This is a genomic window from Lentzea sp. NPDC037011 (genome assembly GCF_055607425.1).
In genome coordinates this window covers 526,648-549,387 of the sequence record NZ_JBVJRT010000003.1, presented here as the reverse complement: position 1 = coordinate 549,387, position 22,740 = coordinate 526,648, and the positions used below count along the sequence as shown (strand labels likewise).

The window sequence follows — 22,740 nt, the reverse complement described above, 5'->3', positions numbered from 1 at the left end:
TCCTCCGCTCAGACCCGCCTGCGGTAGGCCCACATCGCCGCGGGGAAGAACACCGCCACCACGCCGACCATCCAGATCAGCGACCCGGTCAGCGGCCCCGCGATCGGCCCGCCGTTGAGCAGCCCGCGCAGCGCGTCGGCCATCAGCGTCACCGGGCTGATGTCGGCCCACGCCTTGAGCCAGCCCGGCATCGTGGCGGTGCCGACGAACACGTTGCTGCCGAACGTCAACGGCATGATCAGCACGAACATCATGCCCTGCACGGCCTGCGGCGTCTTGAGCAGCATGCCGACGAACACCGACGCCCAGCAGAAGCACAGGGCGAACAGGATGCCCAGCGCCACCGCGACCAGCAGCTCCACCGGGCCGGTCTGCACCCGGTAGCCCATGATCGTGGCGACCACCAGCAGCACCACGACGCACACGACGTACCGCACGACGTCAGCCAGCACCGCGCCGATCAGCGGCGCGGACCGCGCGATCGGCATGGCGCGGAACCGGTCGAACACGCCCTTGGACGCGTCGGTGTTGAGCTGCACGCCCGCGGTCATGCTGCCCTGCAACAGGTTCATCACCATGATGCCCGGCACGAGCACCTGCAGGTACGCGTCGGTGCTGCCGGCCAGCGCCCCGCCGAACAGGTAGGTGAACATCAGCAGGAAGATGATGGGCGCGAGCGTCACGTCCATCAGCTGCTCCGGGTTCTTGCGGATCTTGAGAATCCCCCGCCACGCCAGGGAGAACCCGTGGCGCACGCCCTTGTCGAACGCGATCGTGCTCACACCAGGCTCCCTTCCGGCGCGGCGGTGCCGGCGGCGTCGGTCTTCTTGCCGGTCAGCGCCAGGAACACCTCGTCGAGCGACGGCAGCCGCAGCGCCAGCTCGTCCGCGGTGATGCCGGCCTCGTCGAGCTTGCGGACCAGCGTCGACAGCAGCACCGGGTCGTCGACCGGCGCGGTGAGCAGCCCGGTGTCGTCGTCGCGCGACGGCCGCGTGCCGGTCAGGTCGCCGAGGATTCGCTGCACCACGTCGAGGTCGTGCACCGACGTCGGCCGCACCTGCAGCGTCTGGCTGCCGACGCGGCGCTTCAGCTCGTCCGGACGTCCCTCCGCGACCACCCGGCCGTGGTCGAACACCGTGATCGTGTCCGCCAGCTGGTCGGCCTCCTCCAGGTACTGCGTCGTCAGCAGCACCGTCGTGCCGTTCGCGACGAGCCGCCGCACGACCGCCCACACCTCGTTGCGCGCGTGCGGGTCCAGGCCGGTGGTCGGCTCGTCGAGGTACAGCACCGCCGGGTCGCCGACCAGGCTCGCCGCCAGGTCGAGCCGCCGGCGCATGCCACCTGAGTACGTCTTGGCGGCCCGTCCCGCCGCGCCGGTGAGCTCGAACTGCTCCAGCAGCTCGGCCGCCCGCGCCCGTGCCCCCGCTCGGGAGTAGTCCATCAGCCTCGCCAGCAGGACCAGGTTCTCCGTGCCGGAGAGGTCCTCGTCCACCGACGCGTACTGCCCGGTCAGCCCGATCAGCCTGCGCACCGCCACCGGGTCCTTCAGCACGTCGTGCCCGCCGACCGTGGCGTGTCCCGCGTCCGGGCGCAGCAACGTGGCCAGCACCCGCACCGCCGTGGTCTTGCCCGCGCCGTTCGGCCCGAGCACGCCCACGACCTTCCCCTCCGGCACCTCCAGGTCCACCCCGTCGAGGGCTTTGGTCTCCCCGTAGTGCTTGACCAGGCCCTCTGCCCTGATCGCCAGTGACATCTCGCGTTCCTCCCTGTGTCGGGAGCAACTGTGCGCCCGCGCGCTGTCAGCGCGCTGGTAACGAGCTGTCAGCGACTGTCAGGGCTGGTCAGGGCCGGTGAGGGCCGGTGAGGGCCCACCAGTTGGTCATGCCGGGCACGGCGGTGCCGCCCCGGCCCGCCTGGAACAGGAACCCGGCGATCCCGGCCGCGCCCTGCATCCAGCCGACGCCGGGCGGCAGCAGCGGCTCCTGCGCGCGGTGCTCGGTGAACCGCCAGCAGACGCCGTCCCCGTCCGGCACCGCGCGGTCGACCAGCACGTCGGCGAGGTGCAGCGCGAAGTCCTGCTCCCCCGCGTCGAGCAGCAGCGCCCCCACGCCCGCCGTGCCGCAGCACCGCCCGTCGTTGTCCCAGAAGCCGGGCCGCAGCCGTTCGGGCAACCCGCAGGTGCGCACGGTGCGCGTGCACCGCCGCCGCAGCTCCGCGGTCGTCCGACCGGCCACCTCGGACACCCCGGCGTGCTCCAGGGCGTTCCACAGCAACGCCGTCCCGGCCGGTCCGTGGCACCAGCCGTAGCTGTACTCCTCGAAGTCGTCGCCGAGCCGCGGGATCCGCAGCGGCACCCGGAACCCGCCGCCGGTGAGGTCGGCGAGCGCCACGAGGTGCCGGGCACCGTCGAGGGCGGCAGCGACCCACTCCGGCCGGCCGAGCTCGGCCCCGGCCAGTGCCAGCGCCGTCGCCACGCCCGCCAGCCCGTGGGAGAAGTTCGGCATCTGCCGTTCGACCGGGGAGAACCGCGGCGGCACCATGCGCCAGTTCAGCCCGGACGGCACCTCCTCGCGTTCGGCCAGCAGCATTCCGGCCGCGACCTCGGCCAGCTCGTCCGCCTCCGCACCGTGCCGCCGCGCCCACACCGCGCCGAGCAGCACCCCGGCGGTGCCGAGCACGACGTCGCTGACCCGTGCGCCGTCGAGGTAGCGCGGCGGCCCGATGGCGGTCTGCGGCCAGCCGTCCGGCGTGACGAGCGCCAGCAGCCGCGCCACGGCGGCGTCCGGGGCCGGCTCGCCCAGTGCGGTCAGCGTGCCGATCGTGCTGACCAGGCCGTGGAACAGGCTGCAGTCCGCGCTCGTCGCGATGCCCGCGGTGACCTGGGCGCGAATCGCGTCGGCCAGCCGCTGCTCCTCCGCCGTCCACGCCCGCACGGCCCTGACCTCCGCCAGGGTCAGCGCCAGTCCGCCGACGCCGTCGTACATGCCGTCGCGGTCCGGGTCGGCCTCGGCGCCCGGCGATGGCGGGACGGCCGCGGTGCCCTCGTCGTACCGGACCTGGTCCAGCACCCACCGCCAAGCGGCCTCGGCGGTGCCGAGGTAGGTCTCGCTCACCACACGATGATCACACCTCCGCCGCTCTCACACGGGCTTTGTCCCGATCACCACCGTGCAGTAGTAATCGTCCGACGTCGTCACGCGCGCCACCAGCCCGTGCTCGGTCATCGCCGCGGCGGTGAGCGGTGCCTGGTGCTCGCTGGTCTCGATCAGCAGGTGACCACCGGGCGCCAGCCACCCCGGTGCGGCGGCGGCGACCCGCCGGTGCACGTCCACGCCGTCGGAACCGCCGTCCAGGGCGACCAGCGGCTCGTGGTCGCGGGCCTCGGGAGGCATCAGCGCGATCTCGTCGGTCGGCACGTACGGCGCGTTCACCACGAGGACGTCCACCGTGCCGCGCAAAGTCTCCGGCACCGGGGCGAACAGATCACCCTCGTAGACCCGGCCCCGCCCGGCGAGGTTGCGGCGGGCGCAGGCGACGGCCGCGGGCTCGATGTCGGCCGCGTGCAGCTGCGCGCCCTCGACCTCGGCGGCGACCGCCAGCCCCAGCGCCCCGGCGCCGCAGCACAGGTCGAGCACCACCGCTCCTGGCCCGGCCAGCGCCACGGCGTTCTCGACCAGGAACACCGACCGCTGCCGCGGTACGAACACCCCGGCGTCGACCAGCACCCGGTGGCCCCGGAACTCGGCCCAGCCGACGATCACCTCCAGTGGCTCGCCCGCCACCCGGCGGCGCACCAGCCCGTCCAGCTCGGCGGGCGTGGCGGCGGCGTCGAGCAGCAGGCGCGCCTCGTCCTCCGCGAACACGCACCCCGCCGCACGCAGCGTCGCGACCACATCGATCATGGCCGCATTTCTACCAAAGGGCCGCGTGGGACAGCCCGCTCACACCTGTTCCACGCGGCCGTCCCCTGGCGCGGTCAGCCGCTCCACGACGTCCCACCTCATCGACGTGCGAGCAGCTCCAGCGTGTCGACCACGCGGTGGGAGAAGCCCCATTCGTTGTCGTACCAGGCGACCACCTTGACGTGACGGCCGTCGACGCGGGTCAGTTTCGAGTCGAAGATCGAGGAGGCCGGGTTGCCGGTGATGTCGGACGACACGAGGTCGTCCTCGGAGTATTCGAGGACTCCGGCGAGGCCGCCCTCGGCCGCGGCTCGGTAGGCGGCGAGCACGTCGTCCCGGGTGACGTCGCGGGTGACCGTGGTGTTCAGCTCCACGATCGAGCCCACCGGGACGGGAACGCGGATCGCGTCGCCGGACAGCTTGCCGTCCAGGTTCGGCAGGACCAGTCCGATCGCCTTGGCCGCGCCCGTGGTGGTCGGTGCGATGTTGACGGCCGCGGCGCGGGCACGGCGGGCGTCGCGGTGCGGGCCGTCCTGGAGGTTCTGCTCCTGGGTGTAGGCGTGCACGGTGGTCATGAAGCCGTGTTCGATGCCGGCGAGGTCGTCCAGGACGGCGGCGAGCGGTGCCAGGGCGTTGGTGGTGCACGAGGCGTTCGACACGATCACGTGCGACTCCGGGTCGTACAGGTCGCTGTTCACGCCGTAGGCGAGGGTGATGTCCGCGCCTTCCGAGGGCGCGCTGACCAGGACCTTGCGGGCACCGGCGTCGACGTGGGCGGTGGCGGCCTTCGCCGCGGTGAAGCGGCCGGTCGACTCCAGCGCGATGTCGACGGCCAGCTCCTTCCACGGCAGCTGTGCCGGGTCCCGTTCGGCGAGGACCTGGATCCGGCGGTCGCCGACGACGAGGGTGTCGCCGTCGACCTCCACCGGCCGTCCGAGACGGCCGGAGGTGGTGTCGAACTTCAGCAGCCGCGCCAGGGCGGCGGGTTCGGTCAGGTCGTTGACGGCCACCACCTCGAGGACGCTGTCGCGTTCCAGCAAGGCGCGCAGCACGTTGCGCCCGATCCGGCCGAACCCGTTGATGGCGATGCGAGTCAAGCGACTGTCCCTTCGAGTTCACTGGTGCGGAGAAGAAATCAGGGGCGCGCGGTCGCCGGCGCCGTGGAGGTGCGGACGGACCGGCGCCGACCGGCGAGCAGTGCGAGCACCGCGCCGGTGAAGAACGCCACCGAGGCGATCAACGCCGAGGTGTGCAGGCCGTCGTACATGCTCGCCGAGGCGACGGTCAGCGTGCCGAACAGGGCGACACCGACGGCGTTGCCGATCTGGCGGGACACGTTGAAGACCGCCGAGGCGACACCGGCCTTCTCGCTCGGCGCGGACTCGATGATCGCGGCGGTGGCGGCGGGCACCGTGGACGGTGTGGCCAGACCGGTCGCCACCAAGGCGAACAGCAGCGCGACGTACGGGGTGTCGGGCCCGGCGACGAGCCAGCCGAGGAACCCCGCGGAGCCGAGCAGCATCGCGGCGGCCATGGGTTTGTAGGGCCCGTAGCGGGCGGTGAGCCTCCCCGAGACAGGACCGGCGACCAGCGCCATGCAGACCGTGGGCAGCAGCATGAGGCCGGTGGTCATGGCGTCGTAGCCCCGCTGCTGCTGGAAGTACAGCGTGGAGACGAACAACATGCCGTAGTAGCCGAGGTTCAGCAGCACCCCGATCGCTGCCGTAGCGGCGAAACCGCCGTCGGCGAACAACGACGGCGGCAGCAGCGGCGAGGCGTCGTTGCGGTCGAGACGCCATTCGGTGAGCACGAACGCCACGACGGCCGCGGCGCCGATGACGAAGGAGACCACGACGACGGTGGACGTCCAGCCGGACGTGCTCGCCTCGTTGAGGGCTCCGGCGATGCCCGTGAGGCCGATGACGGCGAGCACCTGGCCGAGGACGTCCATCCGCCGGGCGGTGCCGGAGGTCGCGGGGGACGGCACGTGCCGCAGGGTCAGCACGACCGCCAGCGCGGCCACCGGGACGTTGAGCCAGAACACCGCGCGCCAGCTCAGGCCCGACACGAGCAGGCCGCCCAGCACCGGTCCCGCGGCGAACGCCACCCCGGCGACACCGGCCCAGAAGCCGAGCGCGCGGGCCCGGACGGCGCGGTCGGGGTAGGCGGCGGCGAGCAGGGCGAGCGAGGTCGGCACGAGCAGCGCGGCACCCGCTCCCTGCAGGAGCCTTCCCGCGATCAGCGCGCCCGGTGACGCCGCGAGGGCGCAGACCACCGACGCCGCGGTGAACCCGGCGAGACCCACGAGGAAGATCCTCCGGTGGCCCAGCCGGTCCCCGAGGCCGCCACCGAGGAGCAGCAACGCGGCGAAGACGACGCTGTAGCCGTCGACCGCCCACTGCAACGCCGACGGGCCCGCCTGCAACGACCGCTGGAGGTCCGGCACCGCGACGGTGACCACGGTGACGTCCAGCATCACGAGGAAGTAGCCGAGGCTCAGCGCGATGAGTGGGGGCAGTGCCAGCGCGGGCGGCTCCGTGCGCTGCGGGACGCGGATGCTCATGCGGCCAGTCTGTGACGAAAACACTTCGTCGCCCGTCTAAGTATCGATGTCGTACCGTCGAGGTGTGCACTCCGAAGACACGAAGTCCGACCCTGACATCGCGCGAGCGGCGGCGCTCATCGCGGACGGTTCTCGTGCGCGGATCCTCAAGGCGCTGTGCGACGGCAGGGCGATCACCGCGACCGTGCTGGCCGACGAAGCGGGTGTCAGCGGCCCCACGGCGAGCGCCCACCTGGCGAAGCTCGTCGACGCGGGTCTGGTCACCTCCCACCGCGACGGCCGCAACCGCCGCTACCGGCTGGCCCGCGCCGAGGTCGCCGAGGCGTTGGAGGCACTCGCGGTGATCGCACCGCCGCTGCGGGTCAGGTCGCTCAAGCAGAGCGTCCGCGCGGACGCTCTGCGCAGGTCGCGCACCTGCTACGACCACCTCGCCGGCCAGCTCGGCGTCCACCTCATGGGCGTCCTGCTGGAGACGAAGGTCCTCGTCGGCGCGGACGGCGCGGACGGCACGCACCACCCGGCCACCGCGGCACACGACCGCGCGGCCTCCTACGGCCGCGACCACCGGTACGAGCTCACCGACGAGGGCGCGGACACGTTGCAGACACTGGGGATCGACGTGCGGGAACACGCTCGGCGGCGACCACTGGTCCGCTACTGCGTGGACTGGAGCGAGGAACGCCACCACCTGTCGGGGGCCCTCGGAGCGGCCATCGCACACAGGCTGTTCACCCTCGAATGGGTTCGGCACGGCGTGAGCCCGCGGGTCGTGCACCTCACCAAGGCGGGCGCCAGCGGTCTTTCCCGGACTTTCGGACGGCCTTTCGAGATGGTGCCCGCAGAATTGCCCGACCAGCCCGAGCGCACTCTTGTGCGGTAGCTCACACTTCGGTTCCGGAGAGCACTCGAAGTGCTACCCGTGGTAACTTCAGAATCGATTCGGGCAGTGGTGGGGAAAACCTTCGCGGGGGGAATCGAGAAGTGTCTGAATTGTACACGAGAACCGACGTCTTATCCGATTCATCCACGTGCTCCGTGCTGCTGGCCGATCACGATCCCATCTCCCGGCACGTGCTCGCTGCCAGGCTCAGGACCTGCTGCAACCGGATGAAGCTGATCGGAAGCGTGGACAGCCTGGTTCCGGTGTCGCACTGGCCGCGATTGACCGAAAAGACCGTCGTCGTCATGTCGGTGTATTCGCGTGAGGACGTCGAGCGGACGGTCCTCGAACTCTCCTCACGTGGAATTCGGATTCTTCTCCTGGTCTCGAGGGTCGACCGGCAATCGGTCGAATGGGCGTTGTCGATCGGCGCCACCGGATGCGTCGTGAAAGACACGGAAATGGGGGGCCTCACCGACGCCGTGCACGCGGTGGCGGGTGGCTATCTGCTGTTCTCACCGGAGCTGGCCGCACACCGCGGGCCGATGGGTGTCGCGCCGCCCGTCCTGCTCCAGCAGCCCAACGCCGGCCTCACCGACCGGGAACACGAGGTCCTCAGCCTCCTGGCCGACGGGATGAGCACCGTCGAGGCGGCGCGGTCGCTGGGCGTCTCCCCGGCGACGATCAAGAGCCACGTCTCCCACGCGCTGCCCAAGCTGGGAGCGCGCAACCGGCTCGAAGCCGTTCTCCTGATCCGCAACCGCACGAGGCCGTACCACCCGGCGCGGAACTCGCGGACCGCGTGACCCGCCCGCTCCGCACCGGGTGCGGTCATCGGCGACCGTACCGGGCGACGGCGCTGGCCAGCGCCGAGAGCGCGGCGTGGTCAGCGTGTTCCGCGACGCCGGCACCCCAGTGCACCGAGTCGCCCAGCGACACCTCCAGGTAGACGGCCGTGCGTGCTCCCATCGCGTGCTCGACCCTGTCCAGCACGCGGCAGGGCCGGCCGCGTGCCGCGAGTGCGGCGAGCGCTTCGGCCTGACCGGTCACGTCCGGCACACCGAGGACGGCGGCGGGATCGAGCCCCAGCCCGTACTCCCGGTCGAACAGCTCGCGGATCAGCTCGGGCGTGACCTCTCCGCCCACCGCGTCGGTCCTGGCCTGGACCACGGCCGAGAAGTCGATCTGCATCCGCCTGGGCAGGTCGAACCCGTGGTGCTCCTTCATCAGGAAGGCCACACCGCCCTTGCCCGACTGGCTGTTGACCCGGACCACCTCCTGGTAGGTGCGTCCGACGTCGTGCGGGTCGATCGGCAGGTAGGGCATCTCCCACGGGCCGTGCTCGGCCGGTACGCCCGTGAGCGCGGCGTTCGCGCGTTGCGCCTCGAAGCCCTTCTTGATCGCGTCCTGGTGCGACCCGGAGAACGACGTGAACACCAGGTCGCCCGCGTACGGGTGGCGTTCGGGCACCGTCATCTGGTTGCAGTAGGTGTAGACCCGCCTCACCTCGTCGATGTCCGAGAAGTCGATCATCGGGTCGACGCCCTGCGCGAACAGGTTCAGCCCCAGTGTCACCAGGTCGACGTTGCCCGTGCGCTCGCCCTGGCCGAACAGACAGCCCTCGACGCGGTCCGCGCCGGCCATGATCGCGAGCTCGGCGGCGGCGACCGCGGTGCCCCTGTCGTTGTGCGGGTGCGCGGACAGGCACACCGACTCGCGGCGTGACAGGTTGCGCGACATCCACTCGATCCGGTCCGCGTAGACGTTCGGCGTCGACCGCTCCACGGTGGCGGGCAGGTTGAGGATGATCTCCCGGTCGCGTTCCGGCTGCCAGACGTCCATCACCGCCTCGCAGACCTCGAGCGCGAAGTCGAGCTCGGTGTCGGTGAAGATCTCCGGCGAGTACTCGAACCCGAGCGCGATCCCGTCGTCGAGGATCTGGTCCGCGTGCTTGAGGACGGTCCTGGTACCGGAGACGGCGATGTCCTTGACCTGTTCGCGGTCCGCGCGGAACACGACCCGCCGGAACAGCGGGGCCGTGGCGTTGTACAGGTGCACCGTGGCCTTCGGCGCGCCCCGCAGCGACTGCAGGGTGCGTTCGATGAGGTCGTCCCTGGCCTGGGTCAGCACCGAGATCGTCACGTCGGCGGGGACCAGCCGGTCGGTGATGATCGACCGGACGAAGTCGAACTCGGCCTGCGACGCCGCCGGGAAGCCGACCTCGATCTCCTTGTAGCCCATGCTGACCAGCAGGTCGAACAACGCACGTTTGCGTCCGGGCGCCATCGGGTCGATCAGGGCCTGGTTGCCGTCCCTCAGGTCGGTGGACAGCCACCGGGGCGCGGCCGTGATGGTCCGGTTCGGCCAGGTCCTGCCGGGCAGGTCAACCCGCTGGGCGGGGACGTAGCGGCGGAAGGGCATTCCGGACGGGCGCTGCGGCGTGCGGTGTGCCGCGATCGGGGTCTCCCCGGACGCGGTGGCGGGGCGGGTCATCGGTCTGCCCCGAGCGCGGTGCCGATCCGGCCGACGGCGTCGGCCAGCACCTCGCGGGACGTGGCGAACGACAGCCGGACGTGGCCTTCGCCGCCCTCTCCGAACGCCGACCCCGGCGTCACCGCGACACCCGCCTCGCGCAGGAGCCACTCGGTGAACCGCGCCGAGTCGCCGCGGCCGGTCCCGCGGATGTCGGGGAACACGTACAGCGCACCGTCCGGCACCGCGCACGTCACCCCGGGCAGACCGTTGAGGCCGGCCACGAGCAGGTCGCGCCGTGCGGCGTACTCGGTGGTCATCGCCGTGATCGGTTCCTGGGGCCCGGTCAGCGCCACGACCGCGCCGCGCTGGGCGAACGAGCTCGCGCAGCCGACGGTGTGCTGCTGCACCTTGAGCAGCTCGGCGATGATCTCGGTCGGACCGGCCACGTACCCCAGCCTCCAGCCGGTCATCGCGTACCCCTTGGAGAACCCGTTGACGGTGAGCGTCCGCTCGGCGCCACCGGGCAGCGCGGCCGGGCTCAGGTGCGGGCGGTCGGCGTAGGTGATCTTCTCGTAGATCTCGTCGGAGATGATGACGAGGTCGTGCTCCTGCGCGAACCGGACGAGGGTGGTCAGCTCGTCGGCGTCGAGCAGCCGGCCGGTCGGGTTGTTGGGGGTGTTGACCAGCACCGCCCTCGTCCTCCTGGACAGCGCCTGTTCCAGTGCGCCGGCGGTGAGCCGGAACCCGTCCCGCGCGCTCAACGGCGCCGGCACGGGACGGGCCCCCGCGAGGTGCGCCATCGCCGCGTAGCTGACCCAGCTCGGTGTCGGGACGATCAGCTCGTCACCGGGTCCCGCCACGGTCAGCACCGCACTGGACAGCGCGTGCTTGGCCGACGGAGTGACGACGACGTCCCGCATCGGGTCCACCAGCAGGTCGTTGTCCTTGGCAAGCTTCTCGGCGATGGCCTCCAGCAGCTCCGGTGTCCCCCGGCTGGGCGTGTAGTGCGTGAACCCCTCGCGCAGCGCGGACACGGCCGCGTCCGAGATGTGCTCCGGGGTGTCGAAGTCCGGCTCCCCTCCGCCGAGGTCGAGCACGTCGGCGCCCTGTGCGCGGAGCTCGCGCACGAGGTCGAGCACCGCGTAGGTCGCTGATTTCTGGATGTGGTCGAACCGCGTCGCCACCCTGGGCATGACTCTTCCTTCCACCGTGTCCGCGTTGCAGGGGTGACCAGACCTAGGGCCTGTGTCGGGGTCCCGTTCGATGAGAGTCGCGCCTGAGGTGGTTCCTGGGGCCGCCTCAGGCCCGGCTGTCGCGAACATGGACTTCGACACAGGCCCTAGTCCGCGACCCGTCCTCGCACGCCGTCCAGCCACTTGTCGCCGTGGCGGTCCGCCGCGGCGTCGTCGCGGAACGCGTAGGTCTTGAGCAGCCACCGCTTGCGGGCCTGCACTGGGTCGTTGATCTCGATCTTCTCGCGGCTGTGCAGACCGTCCTGGTTGGACAGGACGAAGAGGTCGCGCTCCAGGATGCGGTGCCGGACCTTGCTCGCCTTCGCCAGCGCGTTCTTCATGGCGATCAGCGCGTCCTTGGCCTCCACCGGGCTGCCCGGCGCGGTGGTGGTCGCGGTGTCGAGGTAGCGGAAGCTGTGGTCGTTCTCGAGGATCGGGTGCGCTCCGGAGTCGGTCAGGCTCGCGTTCTTGTCCTTGGAGAACACGTCGAACGGCGTGATGTAGAACGGTTCGCGGAGGAGTCGCTGCTCCTGGTCGCCGAGGTGGACGAGCATCTCCCGGCCGTCGATGAAACCGGTGTAGATCAGCTCGCCCTCCGGGCAGCGCATGCCGAGCAACGCGATGTAGTCGGCGCGGACCTCGTGCGCCGTGCGGTCGTTGTGGAAGTAGAGCTCGCTGTCGCTGTAGCCGGTGAGCTTTCCGCTGTACTTGTCGAACGCGACCACGTCGGTGAAGAAGTCGCCGCGGTTTCGGGCGTAGGCCAGCAGCGGGTTGCCCATGAGCTTGCCGAACAGCTCCAGCAGCGTCTCTCCGATGAACGTCTTCTTCTCGGCGTGCTTGACCGACACCGGGTCCTCGTTGCCGAGGTCCGGCAGTTCCGCGTCGATCGGGACGTTGCGCAGGACGTGCGCGTCGACGGTCCCGCTCTCCCGGTCCGCTCGGATCCGGGCGCAGACCTCGAGGAAGAACGCCGGCACGTCGCCCCTGTCCACCAGGTCGGCCACGGCCTGCGAGAACGCCTCGTAGTCGTCGTAGGGGTTCTTGTCGACGTCGCCGAGAGCGCGGTAGAGCTCCTCGTACTGCTCGTCGGTGAAGATGTGGATCGGCTTCATGGTTCCTTCCCTGCTCTGGCGGAGATCCTGAGAACAAGCTTCGCCACCGGGGACGGGCGAGTCATCGGCCGCCGGAGGAATCGGGATCCTCCGCGTCTTGCCTTAGGTGCAGGAGGTGGAGTCCGGTGGAAACGAGGTACACCGCCTAGTCCGCCGGTGGAGCCGGATTCCCCTTCGGTGCATTGTCTTGCTGCTCGCGAAGGTCGTGTGGTTGCCTCGACGTGAATCGACACACCGGATGCGCGGGGGAAATCGCATGGGTACGACGATGGCGCAGAAGATCTGGGCCGGACACGTGGTGCGCAGTGACTCGTCGGGCGAGGACCTGCTCTACATCGACCTCCACCTGCTGCACGAGGTGAACACACCGCAGGCGTTCGACGGGCTGAGGGCGGCGGGCCGCACGGTGCGCCGCCCCGACCTGACCGTGGGCACGGAGGACCACAACACGCCGACGACGTCCCTGACGCGCGGAATTCTCGACCCCGCCGCGCGCAGGCAGGCCGAGCTCATGCGGGCCAACTGCGCCGAGTTCGGGATCCCGTTGCACCGCCTGGGAAGCGAACAGCAGGGCATCGTGCACGTGATCGGGCCGGAGCTGGGACTATCCCGGCCGGGCATGACGATCGTGTGCTGCGACTCGCACACCACCACGCAGGGCGCGTTCGGCGCGCTGGCGTTCGGCATCGGGACGAGCCAGGTGGAACACGTGCTGGCCACGCAGACGCTGCCGATGTCACGGCCTCGGGACATGGCCGTCACCGTCACCGGGCAGCTGCCCTTCGGGTGCACGGCGAAGGACCTGGTGCTCGCGCTGATCGCCAGGATCGGCACGGCCGGGGCACAGGGCCACCTCGTGGAGTTCCGCGGCGAGGCCGTGCGGGCGCTGTCGATGGAGGGACGGATGACGTTGTGCAACATGGCGGTGGAGGCCGGTGCGCGCGCCGGAATGGTCGCGCCGGACCAGACGACGTTCGACTACCTGCGGCTCCGTCCCGGCATGCCGGCCGACTTCGACGCCGAGGTCGCCCACTGGCGCACGCTGTGCACCGACGCCGACGCGGTGTTCGACAAGGAGGTCGTGCTGGACGCGAGCTCGCTGCGCCCGCACGTCTCCTGGGGCACGAACCCCGGCCAGAGCGTGCCGATCGACGCGCACGTGCCGCACCCGCACGAGTTCGCCGGCGCACAGGAGCAGGCAGCGGCCGAGCGGGCGCTGGAGTACATGGATCTCAAGCCGGGCACGGCGTTGCGGGACGTGGCGGTGGACGCGGTGTTCATCGGCTCGTGCACGAACAGCCGGATCGAGGACCTGCGCGCGGCCGCGGAGGTGCTGCGGGGACGGCGCGTCGCCGACTCCGTGGAGATGATCATCGTGCCCGGCTCGGCCGCGGTCCGCCGCCAGGCCTGCGAGGAGGGGCTGGACGAGGTGTTCGCCGCGGCCGGCGCGGACTTCCGTGCGGCAGCAGGGTGTTCGATGTGCGCCGCGCTGAACGAGGACCGCCTGCGGCCGGGACAGCGGGCGGCGTCCACCAACAACCGCAACTACGAGGGCAGGCAGGGCAAGGGATCGCGCACGCACATCGTGTCGCCGCCCGTTGCCGCCGCCACGGCCGTGCGCGGCCGGATCGCCGCCCCCGCCGACCTCTGACCGCCTTCCCACGCCTCCAGGAGCGCACCCGTGCAGCAGTTCACCGTCCACACCGGAACCGCGGTTCCGTTGCGGCGCAGCGACGTGGACACCGACCAGATCATCCCCGTCCGCTTCCTCACGCTCTCCGAGCGCACCGGTCACGCCGACTCGCTGTTCGCCGACTGGCGGGAGGATCCCGGGTTCGTGCTCAACCGGCCCGTCCACCGGGGATCGACGATCCTGGTCGCGGGCAACGACTTCGGCACGGGATCGTCACGTGAGTACGCCGTGTGGGCGTTGCTCGACTACGGCTTCCGTGCGGTGATCGCCCCGCGGTTCGGTGACATCTTCCGCGGCAACGCGCTGCTCAACGGCCTGCTCCCGGTCGTGCTGCCGGCCGCGGTGGTCGAGCGGCTGTGGCAGGCCGTGGAAACCGATCCCGCGGTGCCCGTCACCGTCGACCTGGAACGGCTCGAGGTGCGGTGCGGACCGCTGGCCGAGTCGTTCAGCGTCGACGCGCGTGCCAGGGAGCGGCTGCTCACCGGCACCGACTTGATCGGCGCCACGCTGACGCACGCCGGCGACATCGAGACCTACGAAGCGAACCGCCGCCCCACGCTGCCCGTCACCGGGGGCACGCGGTGAGGTTCACCCAGTGCGCTGCCTTCGTCGCGGTCGCCGACGAAGGCAGCTTCACCAAGGCCGCCAAGGCGTTGGGCGTCTCGCAGTCCGCCGTCAGCCACGCGATCGCGGGACTGGAGTCGGACCTCCGGTGCGAGCTGGTGCTGCGCGGTCGCGCGGGCGTGCGGCTGACCGATGCCGGACGCGACGTGGTCGTCCACGCCAGGGCCATCGTGACGCACGCCGAACAGATCCGGCTGACCGCCTCGGCGGTCGTCACGGGACTGCGCGGGACCGTGCGGTTCGCCACCAGCCAGACCTTCGCCGGCAGACTGCTGCCCGTGCTCCTGGAGGAGTTCCGCACCCGGTTCCCCTCAGGGGAGATCGTGCTGCGCGAGGGCACCGACCAGCAGATCGCGGCGTGGTTGCGGTCCGGCGCCGTGGACGTCGGCGTGGTGACGTTGCCGAAACCGGACCTGGTCACGACCCCGTTGTGGCGGGACGAGCTGTGCGCGGTGCTGCCCGCGGGGCACCGCCTCTGCGGGCAGACCGCGGTGCGGGCCGGCCAGCTGGCGGGCGAGCCCCTGGTGCTACCGGTCGGCGGGGTGGAACCCCTGCTGCGAGCGGTCCTGCTGGCGGAGGGCGCAGAACCCGCTGTGGCGTACCGCATCCGCGACCTGCACGCACTGCTCGCCATGGTCTCCGCCGGCGTCGGACCGACGGTGCTGCCGATGTCGTTGCTGCCCGGCGGGATGTCCGGGGTGGCGGTCGTCCCGCTGACGCCGGCGCTGACGAGGACGGTCGCGCTCGGCGTCCGGGAGACCGCGAGGAGCACTCCGGCGGTCTCGGCGTTCGTGCGGCTCGTCCGCGAGCTCGCCCGGCGAGCCGTGGACGAGCCGCTGAGCGCGTGAACCGGTCCGCACCGACCGGTTCACGCGTCCGGTCAGCCCAGCGGCCGGGTTGCAGCGGTGCGCACCCCGAGCACCGTGCAGCCGGCGACGCTGGTCACCTGGTGCACGCTGCCGGGCTCCTCGACGATCAGGTCACCGACTCCGTAGCGGTCGCCGTTGTCGTTGACGAGTTCGCCCTGCAGCACGAACATCAGCTCGTAGCCGAGGTGTTCGTGCAGGTCCCCGTGAGCGCCCGGCTCCATCCTCGTGAGAAAGGCCGTGGCGTTCTGGGGATCGCCGGTGGTGAACAGCGGGTGGATCTCCACCCCGGCGCGACCTGGTTGTTCCCAGCGGGTCCACTGCACGGCGTCGAGACCGGCGGACAGGACGTCCCGCAGGACGCGGACCGATCGGAGCTGGGTGTCGGTCATGGTGTTCCTCCTCGTCAGCCGGCCGGAACCGGTGATGTCATGGCGTGGACGGCGGTCAGCGCGTGCCGGGCGATCGCGTCCGCGTCCTTGGTGAACTCGTTCCACGGTCCGGGCCTGCCGCTGCCGACGAACGTGAACCAGCGGGTGTGCTCGGCCGGCACGCCCAGCACGTAGAGATCGGTGTCGGGCCTGCCGTGGCGGTCCAGCGGGTGGAACGGGCTGCGCGTGACCGCGACGCCACCGGTGTGGAACGCGTTGTCGCCCTTGCCGTTGGTGAAGCCGTTCCAGATTCCGCGGCGCACGAGTGCCCGCGTCAGCGGCGAGCTGTCCAGGTACACGTTGGGATTGGCGATGCGGGCGTCGATCAGCGTCCGCACCTCGACCCTCGATCCGGCGACGGCGGGCGAGGACAGCACGAACGCGTTCCGCCCGCGGTCCACCGAGAACTCCGCGTCGGGCCCGACCAACCTCAGGATTCCGGCCTTGCGCAGCGCTTCCGCCTGCCTGATCCGCACCAGCGGCGGGCCGGCCGCCAGCAGCGAGCTGCGCGGCGAGAACCAGGTGAGGAAGTCGCGGTGCGTGTCCGGCGTGAGCCCGCCGAAGTCGGTGATCTCGCGCACCACCCAGCGCGTGTCGCGCAGCACGTCCAGCGCGGCCTTCAGCGGCGAGGCGTAGTTGCCGCGCACGGCGTGCTCGATGTCGGCGCGGACGTGGTCGTCCAGCGCACGTTCGAACTCGGCCCGCGACGCGAAGGTCCGGCCCGCGAACGGACGGGCCAGGCCCTCGAAGTCGAACGGCGTCAGGTGCCCGAGGCCCTGAGCGAGGGCGATCGGCCTGATGTCCGGCGGTCGCGCGCCGGTCGCCGCCACGACGGCCGCCGTGAACTCCGCGGCCGCCTCGGCTCCGAGGGTTTCGCGCACCTCGGTCAGGTAGTAGACGTACTCGATCTCGCCGAGGATCCACGGCAGCACGTGCGCACCGAAGTCGATCTCGCCGAACACCCGGCCGCGACAGACGTTCTCGGTGGTGAAGAGCGTCGGCCGGAACTTGAGCGTCGCGGGCTTCTGGTTGATGCCGCGCGCGGACAGGGCGATCCCGCTGCGCGAACCGCCGGCCAGCAGCGGTTCCCGGCCGCTGGCCAGGTACCGCAGACCGTCGCCTTCCTCGACGAACCGCCCACCCCTGCCGACCGTCAGGGCGAGCATGAGGTCGTAGAAGGTGAGCCCGAGCCCGAGCAGCCCCACCGCGGAGCCGTCGGGGATGGTGTCGAGCGGCATCGTGACCGCGGAGTCGGCGGCGAAGTAGCGCAGGTCCGGTCGTGTGGCGGCGAACTCCTCGAACTCGCGGAACATCCCCACCTGGTGGAGCCTCGGGTGCCCGGTCGTCAGCACGACCTTGTCGACCAGCAGGTGATCGCCGGTGGACAGGTCGAGGCGGTACCCGAGCGACGTGGGCTCCAGGTCCTCGACCGCCGCCGTCACCCGGTGCAAGCGCACCGTGGGCGGCAGCGAAGCCTCGATCACGTCCGTGACCCACCGCATGTACTTGCCGTGCAAGGCCCTCGGCGCATAGCCCGTACGTCCCTCGAACCCCGGGGCATGCGCACTCCACCACTCGGCGAGCGACGGCCCCGCACCCGGCCGCGCACGCCCCTCGTCCGGAGGCCCGGAGAACATGGTCACCTCACCGCAGGGGGTGTTCATGAGGAACCACTCGGGCTGTCCCGACTGCCAGATGCGGCCGCAGCCGACCTCGACCGCGTCCACCAGGTACACCGTGACCGGCACCGCCGGCGCCTGCTCGTTCATCCTGGCGACGAGCCGTTCCAGCACCGCGAGCCCGCGGGGCCCGCTGCCGACCACGGCGATCCGAAGCGGTCCGAACGCCTCCATGGACACACCTTCCCCGAGTCCTGCAACCGCCGAGAAAGCTATGACCGGCAGGCGGGAACCGGGAAGAAGAACTCGTTCATGCAGCCATCTGGTTCGCTCATGCAAGATGCGCCGACAGATTTCCCGCCGGTGCCCGGCACGCGAATAGGTTGGGCGGCATGACCAGTTCACCGGCACTTCTCGTGCTCGATCTGCTGAACGACATCGTGCACCCCGACGGCCAGTACGCCTCCCACGGCTACGAGCAGCAGGTCGCCCGCCGGGGCGTGCTCGAACGGGCCGCCACCGCGATAGCCCGCGCACGAGCGGAGAACATCCCGGTCATCTACGTGGTGGTGGGATTCTCCCCCGACTTCTCGGAATGGCCGTCGAACTCCCCGGTCTTCGCCGAAGCGAAGGACGCGGGAAAGCTGGTCATCGGTACCTGGGCGACCGAAGTGCACGACGCCGTGAAACCCGCCGAAGGCGACGCCGTGGTCGTCAAAAGGCGCATCAGCCCTTTCTTCGGCACGGAGCTGGACCTGGTGCTGCGCACGCGAGGCGTGAACACGTTGCTGCTCACCGGCGTCTCCACCGATCTGGTCGTGCTGGCCACAGCACGAGATGCCCACGACCGCGACTACGCCGTGCAGGTGCTGGCGGACGCCACCGCCTCTGCCACCTCCGACCTGCACGAGGCGGCGCTGCGACTGATCGCCCGAACCGGCACCGTGACCACGGTGGACGAGGCACTGCCGCCCAGGTGAACGGGTCGCAGACGGCGTGGGTGCCCCCGGTTCGCACACCCCGTGACCGACTTCGGGAGTGACCCACGCCGGTAGCCTTGCCGACCGCACCCTGCCCGGGCTCGGCGGCCGGATGTTCATCTGGCCGGAAGGCTCCGGTGAGGGCGGGGTCTGGCACCACCGATCCGACGGCCGCTGTCGGTTCGCCGTGCACAAGTCCGCAGACGTCTCCTGTCCCCGCACGAGCGGTCTGCCAACCCCGCGCGACCGGCATCGTTCCAGGTGAACGGCTTGATCGAACCGGGGGCCGGTCGAAAATATATCGGTTTTATATGTGCCTGGCCGAGGATGTCCGGCATGTCGGATCGTCTTGGACGTCGTGGGTTCCTGGCCGTTCTGGGCGGGATCGCCGCAGGGGGTGTGCTGGTCCCCGGGGTGGCGGCCGCCGCGGGAACCGCGGACATGGAGCTCGTGGTCCTGGCCGCGCAGTGCGACCCCGTCAAGCCCGACACCGGGCTCACGCCGGGTGCCGGGGCGAGCGTGCGGCTCGTCGAGCAGGCGCTCGTCGCCGAGGGGCTGCTCGCCGCGCAGTACGTCGACGGGCACTTCGGCACGGTCACCCGCACCGCCTACGGGCGGTGGCAGGAGTCGCTCGGGTACGCGGGCGCCGCCGCCAACGGGTTTCCCGGCCGGGCATCGCTCACCGCGCTCGCCAACGGGCGGTTCACCCTCACCCGCACCCTCACGCCGGGCGCGCGCACCACGTTCCAGGGCTTCCCGTTCAACGCGCGCACGGTCGCGATGCTGCGGGAGGCGCAGCGGCTCTGCGGAGTCCCGCTCGTCGTGGAACAGGGCTCCTACTCCCCCGGCGAGGACCCCACCTCCGCCGGCACGCACGACGGCGGTGGCGCCGTCGACCTGGACGCCGAGGCGTTGACCTCGGCGCAGCGCACCGCGCTCGTGACGGCGTTGCGGCGGGTGGGGTTCGCGGCGTGGCTGCGGCGACCGAGCCAGGGCAACTGGCCGCTGCACGTCCACGGCATCGCGGTGAACGACACCGACCTGTCGACACCCGCGCAGAAACAGGTCGGCCAGTACTACCTCGGGCGCGACGGGCTGGCCGGCAACGGCCAGGACGACGGGCCCCAGGTGACGAAGGTGACGTGGGAGCAGTACCTCCGCGCCGCCTGACCGCTCGAGAAACCCCGCACCAGTGAGGAAGCACATGCCCAGACCACGGACATGGACACGAATGGCCCTCGCCGCGGCTGCCGCGGTGCTCGCCGCCGCGGGCCTCACCGCGTTGACGGTGACCCCGGCGGCCGCGGCGGCCAGGGACGGCGTCTGCGACAGCGGCGAGTTCTGCTACTTCTACAACAGCGACCACGCGGGCTCGGTCTCCGACTTCGCGGGGTCGATCTCCGACTACGGCTCCACCCAGCCCTCCTGCTACGACTTCAAGAGCGCGGGCGCCGGGCAGGGGCTGTGCGTCAAGAACAACGCCGCGTCGGTGTGGAACCGCACCGGCGGCACGGTCCGGGTGTACTTCAACTCCGGCTACGCCGGCGCCACCCAGGACTTCGCGTCCGGCGCGAAGACCAACCTGAACTCGACGCTGAAGAACAACAACGCCTCGCACCAGTTCAACCCCGGCACGACCGGCCGCTTCTGGCTGCCGTTCCCCTGCGGGGAGACCTGGGCGGCGAGCACCCGCTCCGGCCACAGCCCGGCCAACGCCGTCGACTTCAACCACTACCCCGAGGACAACGGCTACAAGGTCTACTCGTCCGCGCCGGGCACGGTGTCGAAGGTCGCGAACCTGGGCAGCACCTCCTACGGGCGCTACATCGTGATCGACCACGCGGGCGGCTGGCAGACCCTGTACGCGCACCTCAGCTCGCAGGACGTGTCCGTCGGCCAGTCGGTGTCCGAGAAGACGATGATCGGCCGGGTCGGCAACACCGGTGGCTCCACCGGCCCGCACCTGCACTACGAGCAGAAGCTCAACGGCTCCGTGCAGCGGGTGACGTTCCGGGACGGCAACCCGACCTACTGGGGCACGCGCGACCTCGCGCGCAGCACGAACTGCCCGTGACGAACGGATGACCGAGTGCCCCGGCCGCTGCGGCCGGGGCACTCGTCCGAGACCCCCCGGGCACCGGTCAAGCGACCCAGTCGGCTTGGACGAAGACGGCGAGCATGTCGCTGTTGCGCACGCCGTTGGTCGAGAAGGAGCCCTCGACGCCCACCCAGCCGCGGAACGTGCCGCTGTCGTCGAGGATCTGCAACAACGGCTTCACGTGCGAATTACCGGTGTAGCACGGCTCGTCGCGTTCCATCGCCAGGCAAGTGCACCAGTGCCACAGCGCGTCGCGGCGGTCGCCTGAGTTCACCCGGCCGAGGTAGTACTGCAGGGAGCTGACGTTCGCCGGGGTGCCGCCGCCGTAATGCGGGCAGCCACCGGCCGCCTGGCACACCTTCGTCGACGAAGGCTGAAAATAGGTCAGGCACCAGGTCACCGTCGTGCAGGCGGTGAAGGAGCCGACCGCGAACGAACTGGTCACATCGCTCGCCGTACCAGCCGTCCAGCCCTTTCCGACATAACGGAGACCACCCTGGTGCGATTGCACGCTCGACATCGCACGACGGTCGGTCAGCGCCGCGTTGCTGCCGTAGCCATAACCGCTGTTGACCCGCGTGGAACTCACGAAGTTCAACCGCGCCAGCGCCTGCTGGGTGTCCACTGACCACTTGTCCGTCCAGGTCGGCGACCAGGTGATCGTGACGGTCTGCTTGCCATCTTGGGTGCCCAGCACGTAGGTGCCCTGCCGGACGTCGTTGGGAGCGCCGGTGAACCCACCCGCCGTCATGATCTCGCACGGGCGGACCTTGTCGGTCGCCTTCGGATCGGTGGACGAGCACGACGAGTCCGGTGTGACCCCGATACCGGTCCGCTGAGTGGGCTTCGTCTGCTCCCACACGTACATGCTCGCTGACACCTTCCCGGTGGCCGCGTCGAACGCGTAGGTGCCCAGCCGGAACCAGTTGGCGGTCGAGCCGGTGGTGAGGCTTCCGGTTGACACCACGAAGTTGGCCCGCCCGCCGGGAAGCTCACCGGCCGCGGCGGCGGGGACCGCGGCGGGGGTCGCGGCGGCCAGCAGCGCGATCACGAGGAGGGAGAAAACCCGCTGGACGAACCGCGGCGAAGATTTCGCGGTCCCGCCCGTGATGCGCCACGTCCTGCGGAGCAGGCCTTTTCGTTGGTCCTTCTGCATGACGGCTGAACCATCCCATCTCTGGTGTTCGTGTCACCGCGGGCAACAGAATGAGACAACAGGAGAACGCATTGCCATTCCGTTTCCCGCAACCAGATACCGAAGGTCACTTCACTGATTTGCTCGCACAACGCTCATCAGCTTTCCGAGCAGGTCTACATTTTCCCTACACGACCGCCCATGCCCGTCGAGGCGGTTTCAGCGGAGAGCGCGGGCGATCTCGGCGATGCCCGCCGGGCCGACGCGGCAGCAGCCGCCGATGAGGCGTGCGCCCCGTTCGGCCCACTCCGTCACCGCGAACGACTCCACGCCGCCGGACCACGCGCGTGCGGCGGCGTTCCACTGCTCGCCGGTGTTCGGGTAGACCACGACCGGCAGCCCGGTCACCGCGCGGGCGGTGGCGACGGCTCCGGCGACCTCCTCGGGCGCTGAGCAGTTGAGGCCCACGGCCACGACCTCGTCGATGCCCTTGACCAGGCCGAACGCTTCCTCCAGCGACTGGCCCGCGCACGTCTTCCCGTCGCGCACGCTGTAGGACAGCCACGCCGGCACGCCGCTGCCCGCAACCACCCGCAGGACCGCCTCCGCCTCCTGCGCGTCCGGGATCGTCTCGACCGCGAGCAGGTCGGGTCCGGCGTCGGCGAGCACCTCGATGCGGCGGCGGTGGAACCGTTCCAGCTCGTCGGTGGTCCTGCCGTAGCGGCCGCGGTACTCCGAGCCGTCGGCCAGCACCGCGCCGTACGGGCCCACCGACGCGGCGACCCAGCGGGGGCCGTCCACTTCGGACGCGGCGGACCGGGCGATCGACACGCTGGCCTTCATCAAGCCGACGGTCTGCTCATCGGTCAGACTGCGGCGGGCGAACCCCTCGAACGAGGCCTGGTAGCTGGAGGTGATCACGACGTCCGCGCCCGCGCGGAGGTAGCCGGCGTGCGCCGCCCTGACCGCGTCGGGGTCGGAGAGCAGCAGGCGGGCCGTCCAGAGCTCGTCGGACAGGTCGTGACCGGCCTGCTCCAGCGCGGTCGACAGCCCGCCGTCGAGCACGACGACCCTGTTCGTGAGCACGTTCACCAAGTCCACCAGCCGAGGATACGCACGATCCGGTAACG

21 protein-coding genes are annotated in these 22,740 nt (G+C 70.8%); 8 read left to right on the top strand and 13 right to left on the bottom strand.

Annotated elements, in window-relative coordinates; genetic code table 11:
• Nucleotides 1-8 precede the first annotated feature (8 nt).
• The 6 genes from ACZ7CH_RS10985 to ACZ7CH_RS10960 all read right to left on the bottom strand — a co-directional run bounded on the left by ACZ7CH_RS10985 (nucleotide 9) and on the right by ACZ7CH_RS10960 (nucleotide 6,465).
• The gene (locus ACZ7CH_RS10985) at nucleotides 9-782 is read right to left on the bottom strand and encodes an ABC transporter permease (RefSeq protein ID WP_360389157.1); all 774 of its coding nucleotides are present in this window, start codon (nucleotides 780-782) and stop codon (nucleotides 9-11) included.
• On the bottom strand, nucleotides 779-1,753 hold the full coding sequence (locus ACZ7CH_RS10980; protein ID WP_360389160.1) for an ATP-binding cassette domain-containing protein: 975 nt from the start codon (nucleotides 1,751-1,753) through the stop codon (nucleotides 779-781). The genes ACZ7CH_RS10985 and ACZ7CH_RS10980 overlap by 4 nt, the downstream gene beginning before the upstream one ends.
• Before the next feature lie 88 nt (nucleotides 1,754-1,841).
• Complete coding sequence (locus tag ACZ7CH_RS10975; RefSeq protein ID WP_470373712.1) at nucleotides 1,842-3,113, bottom strand: lanthionine synthetase LanC family protein; 1,272 nt, start codon at nucleotides 3,111-3,113, stop codon at nucleotides 1,842-1,844.
• Nucleotides 3,114-3,140: 27 nt separating this feature from the next.
• The gene (locus tag ACZ7CH_RS10970; RefSeq protein WP_470373711.1) at nucleotides 3,141-3,902 is read right to left on the bottom strand and encodes a putative protein N(5)-glutamine methyltransferase; all 762 of its coding nucleotides are present in this window, start codon (nucleotides 3,900-3,902) and stop codon (nucleotides 3,141-3,143) included.
• Between the two features lie 98 nt (nucleotides 3,903-4,000).
• Nucleotides 4,001-4,999, bottom strand: a complete 999-nt coding sequence (gap, locus tag ACZ7CH_RS10965) for a type I glyceraldehyde-3-phosphate dehydrogenase (protein ID WP_470373710.1) — start codon at nucleotides 4,997-4,999, stop codon at nucleotides 4,001-4,003.
• 38 nt (nucleotides 5,000-5,037) lie between these two features.
• Nucleotides 5,038-6,465 carry an MFS transporter gene (locus tag ACZ7CH_RS10960; RefSeq protein ID WP_360389172.1) on the bottom strand — a complete coding sequence of 476 codons (1,428 nt, stop codon included), beginning with the start codon at nucleotides 6,463-6,465 and terminating at the stop codon, nucleotides 5,038-5,040.
• A 64-nt stretch (nucleotides 6,466-6,529) separates the two neighbouring features.
• On the opposite strand from ACZ7CH_RS10960, the gene ACZ7CH_RS10955 reads away from it, so the two are divergent.
• Together ACZ7CH_RS10955 and ACZ7CH_RS10950 are read left to right on the top strand one after the other, a co-directional pair.
• Nucleotides 6,530-7,345, top strand: a complete 816-nt coding sequence (locus ACZ7CH_RS10955) for an ArsR/SmtB family transcription factor (RefSeq protein ID WP_360389175.1) — start codon at nucleotides 6,530-6,532, stop codon at nucleotides 7,343-7,345.
• A gap of 461 nt (nucleotides 7,346-7,806) precedes the next feature.
• Entirely contained in the window at nucleotides 7,807-8,151 is a 345-nt protein-coding gene (locus ACZ7CH_RS10950; RefSeq protein WP_470373709.1) for a helix-turn-helix domain-containing protein, read from the top strand.
• A 25-nt stretch (nucleotides 8,152-8,176) separates the two neighbouring features.
• On the opposite strand, the gene leuA is transcribed toward ACZ7CH_RS10950, so the two are convergent.
• The 3 genes from leuA to ACZ7CH_RS10935 form a co-directional block, all read right to left on the bottom strand.
• The gene (gene leuA / locus ACZ7CH_RS10945; RefSeq protein ID WP_470373708.1) at nucleotides 8,177-9,838 is read right to left on the bottom strand and encodes a 2-isopropylmalate synthase; all 1,662 of its coding nucleotides are present in this window, start codon (nucleotides 9,836-9,838) and stop codon (nucleotides 8,177-8,179) included.
• The gene (locus ACZ7CH_RS10940; RefSeq protein WP_470370487.1) at nucleotides 9,835-11,013 is read right to left on the bottom strand and encodes a pyridoxal phosphate-dependent aminotransferase; all 1,179 of its coding nucleotides are present in this window, start codon (nucleotides 11,011-11,013) and stop codon (nucleotides 9,835-9,837) included. The genes leuA and ACZ7CH_RS10940 overlap by 4 nt, the downstream gene beginning before the upstream one ends.
• A 146-nt stretch (nucleotides 11,014-11,159) precedes the next feature.
• Nucleotides 11,160-12,164 (bottom strand): TauD/TfdA family dioxygenase, encoded by a 1,005-nt coding sequence (locus ACZ7CH_RS10935; RefSeq protein WP_470373707.1) that lies wholly within the window; start codon nucleotides 12,162-12,164, stop codon nucleotides 11,160-11,162.
• Nucleotides 12,165-12,420: 256 nt separating this feature from the next.
• Between ACZ7CH_RS10935 and leuC the strand changes: the two genes are divergently transcribed.
• Genes leuC through ACZ7CH_RS10920 form a run of 3 tightly spaced genes read left to right on the top strand, consistent with a single transcriptional unit; the run spans nucleotide 12,421 to nucleotide 15,329 of the window.
• Nucleotides 12,421-13,815: a 3-isopropylmalate dehydratase large subunit gene (gene leuC / locus ACZ7CH_RS10930; RefSeq protein WP_470373706.1), complete on the top strand. Its 1,395-nt coding sequence runs from the start codon at nucleotides 12,421-12,423 to the stop codon at nucleotides 13,813-13,815.
• Between the two features lie 30 nt (nucleotides 13,816-13,845).
• The gene (gene leuD, locus ACZ7CH_RS10925) at nucleotides 13,846-14,442 is read left to right on the top strand and encodes a 3-isopropylmalate dehydratase small subunit (RefSeq protein ID WP_360389191.1); all 597 of its coding nucleotides are present in this window, start codon (nucleotides 13,846-13,848) and stop codon (nucleotides 14,440-14,442) included.
• Nucleotides 14,439-15,329 carry a LysR family transcriptional regulator gene (locus ACZ7CH_RS10920; protein WP_360389193.1) on the top strand — a complete coding sequence of 297 codons (891 nt, stop codon included), beginning with the start codon at nucleotides 14,439-14,441 and terminating at the stop codon, nucleotides 15,327-15,329. The genes leuD and ACZ7CH_RS10920 overlap by 4 nt, the downstream gene beginning before the upstream one ends.
• 32 nt (nucleotides 15,330-15,361) lie before the next feature.
• Here ACZ7CH_RS10920 and ACZ7CH_RS10915 read toward each other — a convergent pair whose 3' ends face one another.
• Nucleotides 15,362-15,739, bottom strand: coding sequence for a cupin domain-containing protein (locus ACZ7CH_RS10915; protein ID WP_470370485.1), 378 nt, complete (start codon nucleotides 15,737-15,739; stop codon nucleotides 15,362-15,364).
• Nucleotides 15,740-15,753: 14 nt separating this feature from the next.
• Nucleotides 15,754-17,631 (bottom strand): FAD/NAD(P)-binding protein, encoded by a 1,878-nt coding sequence (locus ACZ7CH_RS10910; RefSeq protein ID WP_470373705.1) that lies wholly within the window; start codon nucleotides 17,629-17,631, stop codon nucleotides 15,754-15,756.
• Nucleotides 17,632-17,789: 158 nt separating this feature from the next.
• On the opposite strand from ACZ7CH_RS10910, the gene ACZ7CH_RS10905 reads away from it, so the two are divergent.
• From ACZ7CH_RS10905 to ACZ7CH_RS10895, 3 genes are all read left to right on the top strand, one after another.
• Nucleotides 17,790-18,377: a cysteine hydrolase family protein gene (locus ACZ7CH_RS10905; protein WP_470373704.1), complete on the top strand. Its 588-nt coding sequence runs from the start codon at nucleotides 17,790-17,792 to the stop codon at nucleotides 18,375-18,377.
• Nucleotides 18,378-18,713: 336 nt separating this feature from the next.
• On the top strand, nucleotides 18,714-19,547 hold the full coding sequence (locus ACZ7CH_RS10900; RefSeq protein ID WP_360389203.1) for a peptidoglycan-binding protein: 834 nt from the start codon (nucleotides 18,714-18,716) through the stop codon (nucleotides 19,545-19,547).
• Nucleotides 19,548-19,608: 61 nt separating this feature from the next.
• A complete protein-coding gene (locus tag ACZ7CH_RS10895; protein WP_470373703.1) occupies nucleotides 19,609-20,451 on the top strand; it encodes a peptidoglycan DD-metalloendopeptidase family protein in 843 nt (280 codons plus the stop codon).
• A 67-nt stretch (nucleotides 20,452-20,518) separates the two neighbouring features.
• On the opposite strand, the gene ACZ7CH_RS10890 is transcribed toward ACZ7CH_RS10895, so the two are convergent.
• Both ACZ7CH_RS10890 and mmuM read right to left on the bottom strand, forming a co-directional pair.
• Nucleotides 20,519-21,631 (bottom strand): hypothetical protein, encoded by a 1,113-nt coding sequence (locus ACZ7CH_RS10890; RefSeq protein WP_470373702.1) that lies wholly within the window; start codon nucleotides 21,629-21,631, stop codon nucleotides 20,519-20,521.
• Between the two features lie 198 nt (nucleotides 21,632-21,829).
• Nucleotides 21,830-22,711, bottom strand: a complete 882-nt coding sequence (gene mmuM, locus ACZ7CH_RS10885) for a homocysteine S-methyltransferase (RefSeq protein WP_470373701.1) — start codon at nucleotides 22,709-22,711, stop codon at nucleotides 21,830-21,832.
• Nucleotides 22,712-22,740: the final 29 nt, after the last annotated feature.